This window comes from uncultured Aquimarina sp., assembly GCF_947492405.1.
In the GTDB taxonomy this organism is placed as follows: domain Bacteria; phylum Bacteroidota; class Bacteroidia; order Flavobacteriales; family Flavobacteriaceae; genus Aquimarina.
Map to the genome: position 1 here is coordinate 1 of NZ_CANLMP010000002.1, position 15,396 is coordinate 15,396.

Consider the following 15,396-nt stretch of genomic DNA (forward strand, 5'->3'; position numbering starts at 1 on the left):
CTCTCTTATCATTGGGGTTATTCCAACATAACTACAAAGCTGTGCTGAAGTTTCAAACTTAGAAAAACCATCGGTCATAACTATTAAAAACAAGGCTGTCTTTTCTCCTATTCCTGGTATAGAAGTTAGTAAGGTTAATTGCTCCTGTTGATCCTCTTTTACCAATGATAAAATCTTTGATTCGATAGCAGCTACTTCTTTATCCAACTGTTTCTTGTTTCGTATTAGAGAACGGTAAACAAACTTTGATGGAATACCCAAAACAACTTCTCCATGTATCTTATTTTTAGTTGCTGTACGATGCTTTAAATAAGCATCTAGCAATCTGAATAGTTGTAAGCATTCACTTTGAATATCTGTCAAAGCATTATAAATAGGGACTTCGTTGATTAAAGCATATTCACAAATAGCTTTTGCATCACTCTTGTCCGTTTTTACCTTGGCCAACTTCATCTGAATAAACCGCTTTACAGACAAAGGGTTTACAACAGAGACAACTACTGCATTTTTGTATAAAAATTGGGCAAGTCGATAATGATAATAACCCGTGACCTCCATAACAACAAGACACCCTAAGGGTAAATCCTTTAATAATTTCTTGAAGCCTAGTTCATCATTTTTAAATTGGCAGTGACCACTGACACTACCATAAACATCAAAAACATCTTTACTAATGTCTACTCCATAAGTTTCTTTATATTTAATCATATAAAATAGTTGATGAAAGAACTAACTACTGGCTTCACAACAACTTGAAAACGAGATCTAAGGTCTCACAGAACTGAACGTGATCTGAGTAGTAAAAGAGAGAGGATTATCAATGTTGTCGAAGTCTAAAGCTTCACCGTGTATACTAACCTTAATTCTCTCTTTTGTTCTTTCTGATTATTATATCAATTTAAAGAGAATCAAACTTAAGACGTGTATAAGCAATAGCGGTTTGAGTAATAACTCGAACCGTTTTTGTTTTAAATAAAGTATATTGTAATCTGAAAAGCAGTTGTGCAAAATCCGCTACTGCTCATACACAAAACCGTTGTAGCTAATTAAAAACTAAAATGAAAAAAACAACTTTATTTCTTCTATTTTTTACAGGATTAATTTTTAACACTTACTCCCAAAAAAAAAACTCACGAATTATGGGAACATACTGAAATAGGCCCTGTAATAATATATTATTCTCTGGAAGAAGCTTTAAAGAACCCTGAAGAAATTAGAGGTTTACAAATAAGAGATAAAGGCTTTGAAAAGATACCTAATGAAATAGCTAAATTAATAAACCTTGAATATTTAAGATTGCATCATAATAAATTTGAGAAAATTCCTGATTTTATCTTCGAAATGAAAAAAATTAAAGTTTTAGAGATTGGAGGCAATAGATTAAGAAAAATTCCCAAAGAAATTGGTAAAATGGTACAATTAAAACATTTAGAATTAAAAGCTAATGGTTTAACAACTCTTCCAGAATCAATTGGAAATTTAATTAATTTAGAATCACTTGACTTAGATTTCAACCCATTAAAAACACTTCCTAAATCTTTAAAAAAATTAATTAACTTAAAGACTTTATATTTTTCTCACAACAAAATGTCTGATGAGGAAATCAATGAAATTAAAAAATTACTTCGTCAAAATCGTGGCTATTAAATACTAACTACAATAATATTTTTACTCACTATTTAATTTATTGAGATAGTAGCGTGGATTTTAAAATAAAACACAATTATGAAAAAACACATTGTATCGTACTTTTTTTTACTCTTCTCAAGTTTCACTTTTTCTCAAACTTCACAAACAACTGAAGACGACAAGGGTGAATATATGATAGAAAGTACTGAAGGAGAAGTTAAAAAAGAGAATAATAATAAAGTACTACCTTTTGAAAATCAAAAAAAAACAACAACTACTTTTTATTCATTAGAAAAAGCTTTCAAAACACCAAAAGATGTAAAATCTTTACAAATTGTAGATAAAGACCTAAAAAAAATACCTGAAAATATTTCTAAATTAATCAACCTTGAAACTTTAATAATTCGTACCAATAACATTAAAAAGATTCCTGTTTTTATTTTCGATTTGAAAAAAATAAAGCATTTAGAAATAGAAGGAATAACAGGAAATAATTTAGCTGAAATTCCTGAAGAAATAGGAAAAATGACAGAGCTAGAATATTTGAGTCTAAGTGCTAACGGCTTAAAATCGTTACCTGAATCTATTGGGAATTTGGTAAACTTAGAAACTCTTGATTTAGATTTAAACCCTATGGAAAAACTCCCTGAATCTATAGAGAAATTAACCAAACTAAAGAAAATATATTACGCCTTTCATAACTTTTCTGACAATGAAATAGAAAAAATTAAAAAATTACTATTACGAAACCGTGACTATTAAAAAACTAGCTACAATATAGGCTATAATTAATATGGGTTTTATCTTTAATCCAAAGTTTAGTGCATTTTTAAGGTCCGTCAAATAGAATATTACGCGATAGCGAATGGATTTAAAAAATAGGATAGTCGAATAAAAAACTGCACCCAACAATTTGCATAATGCATATGCCACCTTCGGCAGGCAAAACCCAATATACAAGGAACGTTAGCAACAAGCTGAAAAACCGAACTGAAAAATGAAATTTAGAACAGCAACAAGAAATGACATTGCCAAAATTGTTGAAATGATTGCTGATGATGAACTCGGAAAAACAAGAGAAAATTACCAGATTCCTTTGCCAACCGAATATCTTAATGCATTTGAAAATATTGATACTGACAAAAATCAAGAATTAATAGTTGTGGAAAACGAAAACTCTGAAATCATCGGAACTCTACAATTATCATTTATTCAATATCTGACTTATCGTGGCGGAATTCGTGCGCAAATAGAAGCAGTAAGAATAAGAAAAGACCAAAGAGGACTTGGAATTGGAAAAACAATGTTTGAATGGGCTATTAATAGAGCAAAAGAGCGGAATGCGCATTTATTACAACTAACAACTGATAAAAAACGACCGAAGGCGATTAAATTCTATGAAAATTTAGGATTTAAAGCCACTCACGAGGGAATGAAAATGCACTTCAAATGAAAAAAAGCCAGTTGCTAACAATGTATAACCGCAATTAAGGTGGATTCGACTACTTCCGAATCCAATCGGAATTGCTTATGTCTGTGCCAATCCGAAAATTAACGCATATAAACCCGTAACTGACGATTATACGAGACCGTTAACAAATATTAAAAAAAGAAAATTGAGATTATTAATTATTATTTTACTTGTTTGTTCTTTAGCTGTAAAAGAGCTAGTAAACTAGAAAAATTTGAAAAAGAAAATTCTAATATCAATAGAATTTGGTTAGTTGACAAGCAAAATGAAGTTGATAGTTTAAAATCAGAAACATATATTTTCCCAACTGGAGATTCTATTCAAAATCAATATAAAAAATTTGCGAATGGAAAATTAGATACTCTAAATAGCTATTTCTACGAATTTGGAGAATTAAAGACTGTTAATAATAAACAAAAAGTAAATCTGGAATTTTATTCTTGTTACGATACTCTAAAAAAATTTAATGAAAGAAAAATTGAGTTAACTATTTTTCATAAAAATAAAGATAGTTCATATAGTAAAACTTATTCTCCTATAAGCGGATACAATCATTTTGAATTTGACTATCTAGATTTCCAAAATGAAAATATATCTGGAATGATATGGGAACTAGTACAAATTGACACTGTTATTGACGGACAAGAAAAAGTGAGATTCTTAGAGAATGTAATTCTCGTGGATAATAAAAATCCTAGTTCAAATCCTTTTGACTTAATTGGATGGTCTAAAAAGTAAAACATTTGCTAACACTATATCCTATGTATTCATAGCAGCTAAATGATCAATCGAATGGTTATTGTATTTTTGGTATGGTGCAATGCTTGTAGAATGAAAAAGTTAGCTACCAATGCGCAGATAGATTGATTGGTTCAGGCTTGCTTGCCTTTCTCCGATTCATATATTTGACGTTGTATTTCATAATAAATCGACATCTATACAAGTTAAAAAACTAAAATGATAAAAGGAATAATAAAAAAAATATTAGGAAGAGATCTTCAACAAGTAATAATTAACCAAACCAAAGAATTAGAATGGGCACACATATATCATGACTCTATAAGAGATAAGGGATGGATAAATAGCCTCTCCTTAAATATAGGCAGATGGGCAGGTAATTATCCGTTTTTTTATATTCTTAATAGAATCTTAAACGATTATAAACCAAAAGAAATCTTAGAATTAGGTCTTGGAGAGTCTTCAAAATTCATTTCTACTTATCTAGATAATTACTTAATGGAATCGACTCACACAATAATTGAACAGGATAATAACTGGAAAAATAATTTTAATGATCGTTTTACACTCTCCACTAGATCTTCGGTACATATTCTTCCTTTACAAAAAAAGAATATAAACGGGTTTAAATTTAACGGTTATGAGAAAATTGAAGAATTTATCACAAAAAAATATGACCTATATCTTGTTGACGGTCCTTTAGGATCATCATATTACTCACGCTATGACATAGTTAACATTGTAAAAAAAATGAACAAGAATGATGAATTTATTTTGATACTTGATGACGTTAATAGAGATGGTGAGAAACAAACTTTTAATGAGCTAAAAAAACTTTTTAAAGAGAAAGAAATTGATATACATATTGGTCAATATGGAGGAATGAAATCCGTTGCTGTTATTGGAACCAAAAAGTATCGATTTGTTGAAAGTTTATAATTGAATTTCAAAATCATAGGTAATTAGAAATATAAAAATGTGTATACCGCATTAAAACGCGTCATATACTAACCGGTATTGGTTGGCAAAAAATATATCAACAAGGGCAAACAAAACTGAATAAACAATAATTTTAGATGAAACAATTAAATCAATTAATCAAAGAAGTTATTCCGGTCATAATTGGAATTTTGATTGCTTTATTTATTAATAATTGGAATGAGGAGAGAAAAGATAAGAAGTATCTGAATCAAATATTTTCCTCTGTCGAAAAGGAATTAAAAGAAAGCATTGTAGATATAAAACGAGTAATTCCCAAGCAACTGGCAACTGTAGACAGCATAAATATCTACTTAAATAATGAAGAACTCTCTATATATGATATAATACAAAGATCCGAAGGTGTTTATTCGCCAAGTATAAAAACTAATTCGTGGAATGCCATGGCCAATTCCAAAATTGAATTAATAGAATATGAAAAACTATCTGCATTAGCTGGTATTCAAGAAAGGAAGGAGAACCTGAATATGAGAACTGAAAAACATATGGATTTCCTATTTCAAAATTTTGAAGAGACCGATAGAAAAAAGAAAGAAGTTCTTAAAATGTTGATTTTAGATAAAGTTGGTGCTGAAAAAAGATTACTATCTTCCATCGAAGAAATATTAAAAAATGAATTTAATATTGATAATACACAAACTATAAAAGAACAAAGCCAAACTGACAATAAGCGATGATCTTGTTAGGCGAGATATCACCAAGAACTAATAGTAATTAAAAGCACTAACAAAGATTCACATACAACTAACTATTCATTAATGAAAAAAATAATTTTACTACTATTAGTATTTCAATTTCAATCTGTTTTAAGCCAAAAAACTTTAGAGCAAATTATTAATGAAATACCATTTTCTAAAAATTATTATTCACCTTTTAGTTATCACGATAGTGCTGAAAAAAAACAAGGTTTTTCTATACAAAACGAAACTAAAGTTTTAAAAAGATTAAACCTTTCTCCTTTAGAACATAGTGAATATTATATTACGGGTAAATATGAAATAAACAATTTAATTGTTCTTTTCTTCTCAAAATATTGGGTTTCCGAAAATATTCATTTTGCTATACTACTGGATAAATCCCTAAACATAATAGATAGGTTAGACGAAACTGCTTATGATAATGAAGAAGGTTCTTATGGGGTAAACTCATGGATAGACTACAATATCATTACGATCAATATTTATAACATTTATAATACCCCAGAATACGTAACAAAAAAATATTCAATTACCAATAGAGGTTTTAAGGCTATAAAAAATCAAGTTGTCATAAAAACACCATCTGGAATTAGGATCCGTAATAAACCAACAACAGATGGAACTATTGTAGCTTCTGCTCCGAATTTAAAAGTTTTTAATTACTTATCGAGCGATTACAAACTAGATTCGACCTCAGTTTTCGATAACGGAAAATATTTAAAAAACTACTGGTTAAAAATAGCAGCAAAAGATTCTTTACAACAATTAGGATATGTTTTTGGTGCTTTTGCAAAAAGACATATTGAAGTAATTACTAATGATCATAAAATAATTTTTGATGAAATTTCAAAAGAAGATTTTTATCAAGAAAATTACAAAAAACAGAACAACTCATCCGCCGAAAAAATTACAGATATTAAAAAAATAAAAAGTATTTTAAAAAACCAATTAATTGGAGAATATGAAAATGGTGATTTTTTTATTAAAAAAATATTGACGGATAATAACAAGGAAATTGATGTATATCAGGACGAATGTAATATTATAGCATATTACCCCAAGTATCATTATTTATTATTAGAATGTGGCCATTCTTCAGATTATACAATAGATTTAAAAAATGGAAAAGATGACACTAACCGAATAGGAAATCCGGACTATTACTTATCATCTCCACAAAATACTTTTCGTTTAAATGGATATTATAGCGGGCAATCCCATATTTATTTTTTAGAAAAAAACAACAAAAATGCTGCCCCAGAATATATGCTTAATATATCTAGTCTTGTTCAATTAGATTATTGGGAAAATTATTTTTGGAAAGACGATAATACTATTTTCTTAAAAATTGAAAAAATATATTACAAAATACAATTACAAAAGCATTGAGTAATAATGTAATTCAGTATCTAAGTCGTCAAACCTTGTTTATCACAAAACATTTAAAATGAAATTAAGTAATCATATTTTAGTCTTAATCTTTATTTTAGGATTTGCTTCCTGCAAAGAGAAAATAGCAGAACAAAAAACCAATAAAACAACACAAAATAGTTCAACCGATTTACAAGTCGACCACTTAAATATTTGGGTAGAAAACCCAAATATGGCAAAGGAAAAATTAATTAAAATTGGATTTACCGCTATTCCTGATTCGCTTTCACAAATTCATCACGGACAAGGAACGGCCGGAAGATATTTTAATTTTTTAAATGGATATCTAGAATTAATTTTTGTACATAACCAAAACGAATTAGAAGAAAATAATTTAAAAAACAAAGATTTAGATTTTACGGAAAGAGCAAATTATAAAAAAAATGAAGCTTCTCCTTTTAGCATTGCTTTAAAAATTAAAGATTATGACATAGATAAAATTCCATTTAAAACAGTCCAATATCATCAAGATTGGATGGAAGATAGTGTTAGTATCTATTCTGCTAAGAATTCGAAAACGCACCTTAATGAGCCTTCAATTTTTGTTGTTTATCCCGAAATTGAATCTCAAATATTTGAATCATTACCCATCTTACAAAGTATATCTAGTGAAGATGAATTCTGGAAAAGTTTTTTTAAACATCCAAACGGAGCAAAAAAGATTACCAATATTAGTATCACATCAACTTCTTTAGATCTCAAAACAGAAACAATTAAAGCGGTCAACGAAATTAAGAACATAACTGTAAAAAATGGAAATAAGCATTTAATGGAATTATATTTTGACAACAATATCCAAGGGAAATCATTTGACTTAAGACCCGAATTACCTTTAATTATATACTTATGACAAAACAATAAATTACCAACGAATTTCTAATAATTATTTATTTTCTTTCACTAGTACTGGTTAACAAATAGCACCTCGACGCAGTTGAAGCTTTCTTTTCTATTTGACTTGTCATTCTTAAATTAGTTTTCAAAAACAATAGCAGATGTTACTTTGCTTTTTTTCTCAAAAACCAGGACAGCTTCATAGCTAATGTACCATAAGCAGCTCCAATTCTCACTTCTCTCTTATAAGGAGCTATTTTAGCCTCTACGCGCAAAGGTGATTTCGATTCCCAAAGAACATTTTCTGGGTTTGCTATTTCATATATTTTAAGTGCTACTTCTATTTTACAAGGCTGCGAAAAACCTACATTATACCCAGGATACACCCACAATGTCTCCACATGCAAATTGTATTTTGCCTTAGGATTGTTTCTGGAAACTATGATTTTTCTTTTTTTAGGTATTGCATAGTTCAGGTTTTCAATAAACATTGGCGCATATACGGTATCTCTATCTGCAAACCAAGAGCCTTTAAATCTTTCACCAGATCCAGGTTTATGTTTTTCTCGTATTCGCATCTTATCTTTTATAAACTCTTCCTCTGTGGTATAGCCGTGTACCTTTATGTTATCATACCCAAAAGTAACTGATAGCTCTTTTTCTCCTGCTAATACAGAGATATTTCCAGAAGCTGTTTTGATTTTCTGACCTAAAACAGACAGCGTACAAAAGATAATTAGAAATATACTAAGTGCGTTTCTCATGTCCTTTATTTATTAAGTTCGGCAAACTTAACAATTATCTGATATATGGAAATTACAATACAACTTTTGTTTTCTCAGCTTTTTTTTTTGAGCTAGCACTAGTTTTACAACGAGTGGCCGAACATAGTTGATTTCTCTTTTTAACCTAAAAAATTGTTTCTTATAAAAAGTTTTATATTTTTGCAAGTGATCACTCACTATTAAAATGACAGAGAAACAAGAAAAAATTATTAATTCTGCGTTAACTCTTTTTGCAAAAGAAGGATATACAGCAACGTCTACCAGTAAAGTAGCCAAGCATGCTGGAGTTTCTGAAGGATTGATTTTCCGTCATTTTAAAAACAAAGAAGGATTGCTACAAGCAATTTTACAGCAAGGCGAAGCACGGATTAAAGAACTATTTATTCCTATTCTAACATCAGAAGATCCAAAAGAAGTAATCAGATTGACATTAGAAATGCCTTTTTCGGTTACAGAAAGTGAGTTCGAATTCTGGAAGCTTCAGTTTAAACTAAAGTGGGAGTTAGAATATAATAATCCGGAGAAAATGCAACCGCTGCAACAAGCGTTGATGATAGCTTTTCAGAAATTGGGTTATGAAATTCCCGAACTGGAAGCAGAATTCATCATTGTCTTTTTGGAAGGAATTTCGACAGCCATTATCAAAGACAATATGTCCGACAAACTAAAATTCAAAGAATTCTTAATTCAAAAATATAAGCTTTAAAAAAATTTATTAATAAAATTAGTAAGTACTCACTAATTTAAATATTATGAAAGAAAAAGTAATTTTAGTAACAGGTGCATCCTCAGGAATAGGAAAAGAAACCGCTATACAACTTATCAATGAAGGCCACATCGTGTATACAGCAGCAAGACGTGTGAAAAATATGGAAGCTCTGGATGCTTTAGGAGGGTTTCCTTTACAAATGGACATCACAAAAGATGAGGATATCCAAAATGTTGTGAACACAATTATCGAAAAACATCAAAAAATTGATGTATTAGTCAATAATGCCGGTTACGCAATCTATGGAGCTATAGAAGATACAACGATCGAGGATGCCAGAAGACAGTTTGAAGTGAATATTTTCGGACTGGGCAGATTGACACAACTGGTATTACCATATATGCGCAAACAACAAAGTGGAAAGATTATTAATATCTCCTCTATGGGTGGAAAAATGTATACACCTCTTGGTTCGTGGTATCACGCCACCAAACACGCATTAGAAGGATGGTCTGACTGCCTTAGATTAGAAGTAGCTCAATTCGGAATAGATGTAGTCATCATACAACCAGGAGCAATTCAGACTGAATTTGGGGATGTTATGACAAAACCTTTAATGGAAAGATCAGGCAACACTGCCTACAGCAAACTAGCCAAAGCCATAGAGAAATCTACTATTGACACCTACAATAAAACCGGAGGAGGATCTCCTAGTTCAGTGATATCAAACCTTATTTCGAAAGCTATTAAAGCAAGAAAACCAAAAACCCGCTATGTTGCCGGGAAGTATGCTAAGCCCATGATGTTTATTCGTAAATATTTTGGTGATAGGATTTTTGATAAACTCATCATGAGTCAGGTGAAGTAGGTAATGAGAAAAACTATCTAAAAAAATCTTGTCAATGTCAATTGTCAGTCTGAGCTTGTGGAAGACGTTTCTTAAATATATCGAAAAACACTTCGACAAACTAATTGTGACAGTGATGTCTTTTTAGAGAGCTTCTTCTTTATTACAACTTATACTTTATTGGTAGATGCACTACCTTTTTGGTTTCGAAAAAATCTTCTTCAAAATAGTCCGGTAAATTGTATTGCATCGCTTTTGGAAACAAAGTAAGCTCCTCTGTTAAATCACCTCCCTTAAGGTACAAAATACCATTAGGTAATTCGTGATTAGATTTTTTGGCAATATTTTTACGCACCCATTTCACAAAATCTGGCATATTGGTAACTGCTCTACTGACTATAAAATCAAAACGATCATCAAATGTTCCTGCGCGTCTTTGCTCTGCTTTAACATTTGTTAATCCTAACGCACTTGCAACCTCATTAACAACGCGTATTTTTTTTGCAATTACGTCTACCAAATAAAATGTAGTTGCAGGAAACATAATTGCCAATGGTATTCCAGGAAATCCACCACCAGTACCAACATCCAGCACAGAAGCACCCTCTTTAAACTCCTGAATCTTAGCAATTCCCAATGAATGTAGTACGTGTCTTTCATATAATAGATCAATATCTTTTCTAGAGATTACATTAATTTTAGCGTTCCAATCTTTATACAAATCACCCAGTTGACCGAACTTATGTATTTGGTCTTCTGTTAATTCGGGGAAATATTTAAGTAGAATATCCATTACGTTTTTTTTAAAGCGCAAAAATACATGTAAACTTGATATATTTTACTACTTTTTAAGAAGTTAGAAAAATATAAATACCTAACTTTACCGAATAATTTATGACTAATAACGTTTAGTTATAAACCCAAAAACCCATGACTACACCTAATGTAAGATTTAGCAGAGCGGATTCCGCAAAATTTTTCAGAACACTGAATAAACGTGTAAATGATTATTTTAAAGAAAATAATATAAAGCGCACAGGTAACTGGAAATTACATCTGAAAACGATTGTAATGTTTTCTCTTTTCTTAACACCTTATTTTTTAATTCTTACCCTAAATATTTCTCAATGGTGGATGTTATTATTAACCATCATTATGGGAGTTGGTATGGCTGGTGTAGGGATGAATGTTATGCATGATGGAAATCATGGTTCTTATTCTTCTAAAAAATGGATCAACAAGTTAATGGGTAGTAGCATGTATGTGCTAGCTGGCAACGTATATAATTGGCAGGTACAACATAATGTTTTACACCACACCTATACCAATATTCATGGTCACGATGAGGACATGGATGCTGGTAGAGTTATTCGTTTCACGAAACACGCTAAATGGGAGCGGTTTCATAAGTTTCAACATTATTATTCTGTATTTCTTTATGGTTTGCTAACTTTTAACTGGGCATTAACCACTGATTTTACACAAACTAAAAGATATCTGGCGCGAAAACTTGCTTACGGAAAACTACCAAGTCCATTAAAACAATGGAGTACGATTGTAGTCACTAAGATTATTTATGTGATGATCTGGATTGTAATTCCTATGCTTATTATGTCTATAGCTTGGTGGAAAATTTTAATTGGGTTTTTCATAATGCACTATGTAGCTGGTCTTATTTTGAGTATCGTATTTCAATTGGCGCATATGGTAGAAGAAGCACAGATGCCATTACCAGACACGACAGGCACAATGAAAAACACCTGGGCAATTCACCAGTTATTTACGACAGTAAATTTCTCAACTAAAAATAGATTAGTTAACTGGTTTACAGGAGGACTAAATCATCAGGTAGAACACCACATTTTCCCTAATATCAGTCATGTACATTACACTAAAATTTCTAAAATAGTGAAACAGACTGCTCAGGAATTTAATCTACCTTATAACGAATATAAAACCACTCGCAAAGCGATTATCGCTCATTTCAGACATTTAAAAGAAATGGGAATGAAACCCGCAATGCAACCATAACTTTTATTTACCAATTACCAAAATGAGCACACAAGTATCGGAAATGAGCATTCAATTATCAGACAAAATCAACAAGCTTAAAGCTTCTGCAACATTAGCAATGGCTGCAAAAGCTAGAGAACTAAGAGCAGAAGGAAAAGACATTATCGGCCTAAGTTTAGGAGAACCGGATTTTAACACACCGGATTTTATTAAAGACGCAGCCATTCAGGCGGTTAATGAGAATTACAATTCATATACACCAGTAGATGGATATGTAGAATTGAAAGATGCGATTATTACTAAATTTAAAAGAGATAACAATCTAACCTACGATCACTCTCAGATTGTAGTTTCTACTGGTGCTAAACAATCATTATACAATGTAGCACAGGTGTATCTTAATCCTGGAGATGAAGTTATACTTCCTTGTCCGTATTGGGTTAGTTATAGTGACATCATAAAATTAGCAGAAGGAGTTCCTGTAGAGGTAAAAACCTCTATAGATACTGATTTCAAAATGACTGCAGAGCAGTTAGAAAAGGCAATAACTCCAAAAACCAAAATGATTTGGTATAGTTCTCCATGTAATCCAAGTGGTTCTATCTATAGTAAGGAAGAACTAAGAGCACTAGCGGATGTATTACAAAAATATCCGGATATCATTGTAGTAAGTGATGAAATCTATGAGCATATCAATTATGTTGGTGATCACGCTTCTATGGCGCAATTTGATGATATGTATGATAGAACGGTTACTGTTAATGGAGTAGCAAAAGCTTTTGCAATGACAGGATGGAGAATCGGTTATATTGGAGCACCAAAAGCTATTGCCAGAGCTTGTAACAAGATGCAAGGTCAGGTAACTAGTGGAGCTAACTGTATTGCTCAGAGAGCAGTAATTACCGCATTAGAAGCTCCTGTTAGCAACATCCAATATATGGTAGATGAATTTAAAAATCGTAGAAAACTTATTTTAGGATTACTTGCTGATATTCCAGGATTCGAATGCAACGAACCTGAAGGTGCTTTCTATGTTTTCCCAGATGTTTCTTATTACTTCGGAAAAACTATTAACGGAAACACTATAAAAAATGCTTCTGACTTCTCTATGTTTTTATTAGAGCACGCAAATGTAGCAACAGTTACCGGTGATGCATTCGGAAATGGAAATTGTATTAGAATTTCTTATGCTGCCAGCACAGAGCAGATTACAGAAGCAGTAAGCAGAATCAAAAAAGCACTGTTATAGATTAACAAAATCATATAACTTCTATTAAAAAACCGATGATTTCACAAAAATCATCGGTTTTCTGTTTTTCTAAAAATAAATTGATGCTTTTGGAGTTATTCCTGTTATACTTTTAACTGTTTTGGGGAAAACATTTATAAGAAAGAGACAAATTGTGGTTTGAACATGAATAACATTCTTAAAACCTACTTTTTGTATTTATGGACATTCTTGAAAAAGAACGTATCGTTCAAAAAAATGTGCTTCAAATTTTCAAAGAAAATTTCAAGGCACCATACTCCGAAGATGAGATCTTAAACTATACACCTTCTGATGTAGAAAACACTGCACCTTATTACGAATCTATTCTCGATATCTTTTTTATTGAACAAGAATACTTACAAAGTGTAAAAGGTTGTGTAAAAGATACTATCAAAAAAGTCGCAGAGCTTTGGCATATAAACCCTTATGCTTTTGGTCCTTGGGAAGAATCTTTTTGACGTTTTAAGCTATCTATTATCTGTTTCTCCAGAAGAAAGGAGTTAATAAGATTAACACTGTAAACAATTCTAACCTTCCGATTAGCATTAGGAAACAACACCACCATTTACCAAATGCTGGTAATACATCGAAATTATTTACTGGGCTTAATTTACCCAAAGCTGGACCAACATTTCCTAGAGATGATGCTGCTCCACCTATAGCAGTTTCGAAATCTAATCCTAACATTCCTAACACCAAAGATCCTATAATAAAGGATAGCATATACAATATAAAAAAGGCTAATATATTAAATACAATTTCTTTGGAAACAGCTTTTGTATTATACCTCACAGGCAAGATAGCTCTAGGGTGTAATGTTCGTTTAAACTCAAGAATACCGTTTTTTATAGTAATAAGATGCCTTACAATTTTCATTCCTCCCGCTGTAGATCCTGCAGAACCTCCTAAAAAGAATAACCCGAAGAAAACGATTTTTAAAAAAGGCGTCCAAACCGTAAAATCCGCAGAAACAAATCCAGTAGTAGTTATAACCGCTAATACCTGAAACAGCGCATGTCTAAAAGCACTCTCCGCTTCACCATAAACCATTGGATGATCAATTACAGAATTAGCAGGGTCTGCTTTTAAATAAATAATTAGCGCCGATACAGCAGTAAAAGCAACTAAAAAGATGATGTACCATTTAAATTCTTCATCTTTTAAAAACTTTCCAAACTTGCCTTTAAAACCAAAATAACTCAATATAAAATTCATACCAGCCAAAAACATAAATAGTATAATAATATATTGAATAAGCGGCTGGTCATTCCAATACGCAACACTAGCGTTTTTTGTTGAAAAGCCTCCTGTAGACAACGTACTCAATGCATGATTTATCGCATCAAAGAAGTCCATTCCCGCAAGTTTCAGTAAGATAGTTTCTGCAGCTGTATACCCAAAGTAGATAAGCCACAGTCTTTTTGCTGTATCTGTAATTCTGGGATGTAATTTATCAGCACTGGGGCCAGGGGCTTCTGCTGCAAATAACTGCATTCCTCCTATCCCTAACAGTGGCAAAATAGCTACTGCAAGCACAATAATTCCCATTCCACCAATCCAATGGGTAAGACTACGCCAGAACAAAACCCCTTTTGGAACAATTTCTATTTCATTAAGAATAGAAGCTCCCGTAGTAGTGTATCCGGACATGGTCTCGAAAAAAGCGTTTGTAAACGACGGAATAGCTTCAGAAAACAAATAAGGCAAAGTTCCACTTAGAGACATAAATATCCAACCAAATGTAACTACAATATATCCTTCCCTTTTATTTATTGATTTTTGATGCTCTTTGGTAAGAAACATTAAAATTATCCCTAAAAACATTGTAGATAATGCAGCTAGCATGATTTGCATAGTAACACCATCTTTGTAGATAAAACTTACAATGGTTGCTATAAGCATAAATCCTCCATTACAGAGCAATAAAAGCCCCATAATGTGCGTAATAATTTTAAAGTTTAGCTTAGACATG

17 protein-coding genes are annotated in these 15,396 nt (G+C 31.4%); 13 read left to right on the forward strand and 4 right to left on the reverse strand.

The features are described 5' to 3' along the window. A partial coding sequence (locus tag Q0829_RS06280) for an IS110 family transposase (RefSeq protein WP_298541245.1) occupies nucleotides 1-708 on the reverse strand: 708 nt, incomplete at its 3' end. Between the two features lie 567 nt (nucleotides 709-1,275). Between Q0829_RS06280 and Q0829_RS06285 the strand changes: the two genes are divergently transcribed. The 8 genes from Q0829_RS06285 to Q0829_RS06320 all read left to right on the forward strand — a co-directional run bounded on the left by Q0829_RS06285 (nucleotide 1,276) and on the right by Q0829_RS06320 (nucleotide 7,816). Continuing rightward, entirely contained in the window at nucleotides 1,276-1,647 is a 372-nt protein-coding gene (locus tag Q0829_RS06285) for a hypothetical protein (protein ID WP_298542747.1), read from the forward strand. Nucleotides 1,648-1,725: 78 nt separating this feature from the next. Next, complete coding sequence (locus tag Q0829_RS06290; protein ID WP_298541247.1) at nucleotides 1,726-2,391, forward strand: leucine-rich repeat domain-containing protein; 666 nt, start codon at nucleotides 1,726-1,728, stop codon at nucleotides 2,389-2,391. A gap of 235 nt (nucleotides 2,392-2,626) precedes the next feature. Then, the gene (locus Q0829_RS06295; protein ID WP_298541250.1) at nucleotides 2,627-3,082 is read left to right on the forward strand and encodes a GNAT family N-acetyltransferase; all 456 of its coding nucleotides are present in this window, start codon (nucleotides 2,627-2,629) and stop codon (nucleotides 3,080-3,082) included. 192 nt (nucleotides 3,083-3,274) lie between these two features. Continuing rightward, nucleotides 3,275-3,838, forward strand: coding sequence for a hypothetical protein (locus Q0829_RS06300; RefSeq protein WP_298541252.1), 564 nt, complete (start codon nucleotides 3,275-3,277; stop codon nucleotides 3,836-3,838). 219 nt (nucleotides 3,839-4,057) lie between these two features. Beyond that, a complete protein-coding gene (locus Q0829_RS06305; RefSeq protein ID WP_298541255.1) occupies nucleotides 4,058-4,777 on the forward strand; it encodes a hypothetical protein in 720 nt (239 codons plus the stop codon). Nucleotides 4,778-4,914: 137 nt separating this feature from the next. After that, a complete protein-coding gene (locus Q0829_RS06310) occupies nucleotides 4,915-5,514 on the forward strand; it encodes a DUF6090 family protein (RefSeq protein ID WP_298541258.1) in 600 nt (199 codons plus the stop codon). A gap of 81 nt (nucleotides 5,515-5,595) precedes the next feature. Next, on the forward strand, nucleotides 5,596-6,924 hold the full coding sequence (locus Q0829_RS06315; RefSeq protein ID WP_298541261.1) for a hypothetical protein: 1,329 nt from the start codon (nucleotides 5,596-5,598) through the stop codon (nucleotides 6,922-6,924). A 58-nt stretch (nucleotides 6,925-6,982) separates the two neighbouring features. Beyond that, entirely contained in the window at nucleotides 6,983-7,816 is an 834-nt protein-coding gene (locus tag Q0829_RS06320; protein WP_298541264.1) for a VOC family protein, read from the forward strand. Between the two features lie 148 nt (nucleotides 7,817-7,964). Here Q0829_RS06320 and Q0829_RS06325 read toward each other — a convergent pair whose 3' ends face one another. Then, entirely contained in the window at nucleotides 7,965-8,564 is a 600-nt protein-coding gene (locus Q0829_RS06325) for a hypothetical protein (RefSeq protein WP_298541266.1), read from the reverse strand. A 205-nt stretch (nucleotides 8,565-8,769) separates the two neighbouring features. Between Q0829_RS06325 and Q0829_RS06330 the strand changes: the two genes are divergently transcribed. Together Q0829_RS06330 and Q0829_RS06335 are read left to right on the forward strand one after the other, a co-directional pair. Next, nucleotides 8,770-9,291: a TetR/AcrR family transcriptional regulator gene (locus tag Q0829_RS06330; RefSeq protein ID WP_298541268.1), complete on the forward strand. Its 522-nt coding sequence runs from the start codon at nucleotides 8,770-8,772 to the stop codon at nucleotides 9,289-9,291. Between the two features lie 46 nt (nucleotides 9,292-9,337). Continuing rightward, nucleotides 9,338-10,162 (forward strand): oxidoreductase, encoded by an 825-nt coding sequence (locus tag Q0829_RS06335; RefSeq protein ID WP_298541270.1) that lies wholly within the window; start codon nucleotides 9,338-9,340, stop codon nucleotides 10,160-10,162. 142 nt (nucleotides 10,163-10,304) lie between these two features. On the opposite strand, the gene rsmG is transcribed toward Q0829_RS06335, so the two are convergent. Next, a complete protein-coding gene (rsmG, locus tag Q0829_RS06340; RefSeq protein WP_298541273.1) occupies nucleotides 10,305-10,934 on the reverse strand; it encodes a 16S rRNA (guanine(527)-N(7))-methyltransferase RsmG in 630 nt (209 codons plus the stop codon). A 137-nt stretch (nucleotides 10,935-11,071) separates the two neighbouring features. On the opposite strand from rsmG, the gene Q0829_RS06345 reads away from it, so the two are divergent. From Q0829_RS06345 to Q0829_RS06355, 3 genes are all read left to right on the forward strand, one after another. After that, the gene (locus Q0829_RS06345; protein WP_298541275.1) at nucleotides 11,072-12,172 is read left to right on the forward strand and encodes an acyl-CoA desaturase; all 1,101 of its coding nucleotides are present in this window, start codon (nucleotides 11,072-11,074) and stop codon (nucleotides 12,170-12,172) included. A gap of 43 nt (nucleotides 12,173-12,215) precedes the next feature. Further along, nucleotides 12,216-13,403: a pyridoxal phosphate-dependent aminotransferase gene (locus Q0829_RS06350; RefSeq protein ID WP_298542749.1), complete on the forward strand. Its 1,188-nt coding sequence runs from the start codon at nucleotides 12,216-12,218 to the stop codon at nucleotides 13,401-13,403. A gap of 200 nt (nucleotides 13,404-13,603) precedes the next feature. After that, nucleotides 13,604-13,882 carry a hypothetical protein gene (locus Q0829_RS06355; protein WP_298541276.1) on the forward strand — a complete coding sequence of 93 codons (279 nt, stop codon included), beginning with the start codon at nucleotides 13,604-13,606 and terminating at the stop codon, nucleotides 13,880-13,882. Nucleotides 13,883-13,898: 16 nt separating this feature from the next. Here Q0829_RS06355 and Q0829_RS06360 read toward each other — a convergent pair whose 3' ends face one another. Next, a complete protein-coding gene (locus tag Q0829_RS06360; protein WP_298541278.1) occupies nucleotides 13,899-15,395 on the reverse strand; it encodes a potassium transporter TrkG in 1,497 nt (498 codons plus the stop codon). Between the last annotated feature and the right edge of the window lies 1 nt (nucleotide 15,396).

Bases quoted from the DNA above. Each gene is read 5' to 3' on its own strand.
- Q0829_RS06290 (WP_298541247.1), top strand. From the start codon at position 1,726: ATGAAAAAACACATTGTATCGTACTTTTTTTTACTCTTCTCAAGTTTC.
- Q0829_RS06295 (WP_298541250.1), top strand. From the start codon at position 2,627: ATGAAATTTAGAACAGCAACAAGAAATGACATTGCCAAAATTGTTGAA.
- Q0829_RS06305 (WP_298541255.1), top strand. From the start codon at position 4,058: ATGATAAAAGGAATAATAAAAAAAATATTAGGAAGAGATCTTCAACAA.
- Q0829_RS06310 (WP_298541258.1), top strand. From the start codon at position 4,915: ATGAAACAATTAAATCAATTAATCAAAGAAGTTATTCCGGTCATAATT.
- Q0829_RS06315 (WP_298541261.1), top strand. From the start codon at position 5,596: ATGAAAAAAATAATTTTACTACTATTAGTATTTCAATTTCAATCTGTT.
- Q0829_RS06320 (WP_298541264.1), top strand. From the start codon at position 6,983: ATGAAATTAAGTAATCATATTTTAGTCTTAATCTTTATTTTAGGATTT.
- Q0829_RS06325 (WP_298541266.1), bottom strand. From the start codon at position 8,564: ATGAGAAACGCACTTAGTATATTTCTAATTATCTTTTGTACGCTGTCT.
- Q0829_RS06330 (WP_298541268.1), top strand. From the start codon at position 8,770: ATGACAGAGAAACAAGAAAAAATTATTAATTCTGCGTTAACTCTTTTT.
- Q0829_RS06335 (WP_298541270.1), top strand. From the start codon at position 9,338: ATGAAAGAAAAAGTAATTTTAGTAACAGGTGCATCCTCAGGAATAGGA.
- rsmG (WP_298541273.1), bottom strand. From the start codon at position 10,934: ATGGATATTCTACTTAAATATTTCCCCGAATTAACAGAAGACCAAATA.
- Q0829_RS06345 (WP_298541275.1), top strand. From the start codon at position 11,072: ATGACTACACCTAATGTAAGATTTAGCAGAGCGGATTCCGCAAAATTT.
- Q0829_RS06350 (WP_298542749.1), top strand. From the start codon at position 12,216: ATGAGCATTCAATTATCAGACAAAATCAACAAGCTTAAAGCTTCTGCA.
- Q0829_RS06355 (WP_298541276.1), top strand. From the start codon at position 13,604: ATGGACATTCTTGAAAAAGAACGTATCGTTCAAAAAAATGTGCTTCAA.
- Q0829_RS06360 (WP_298541278.1), bottom strand. From the start codon at position 15,395: ATGTCTAAGCTAAACTTTAAAATTATTACGCACATTATGGGGCTTTTA.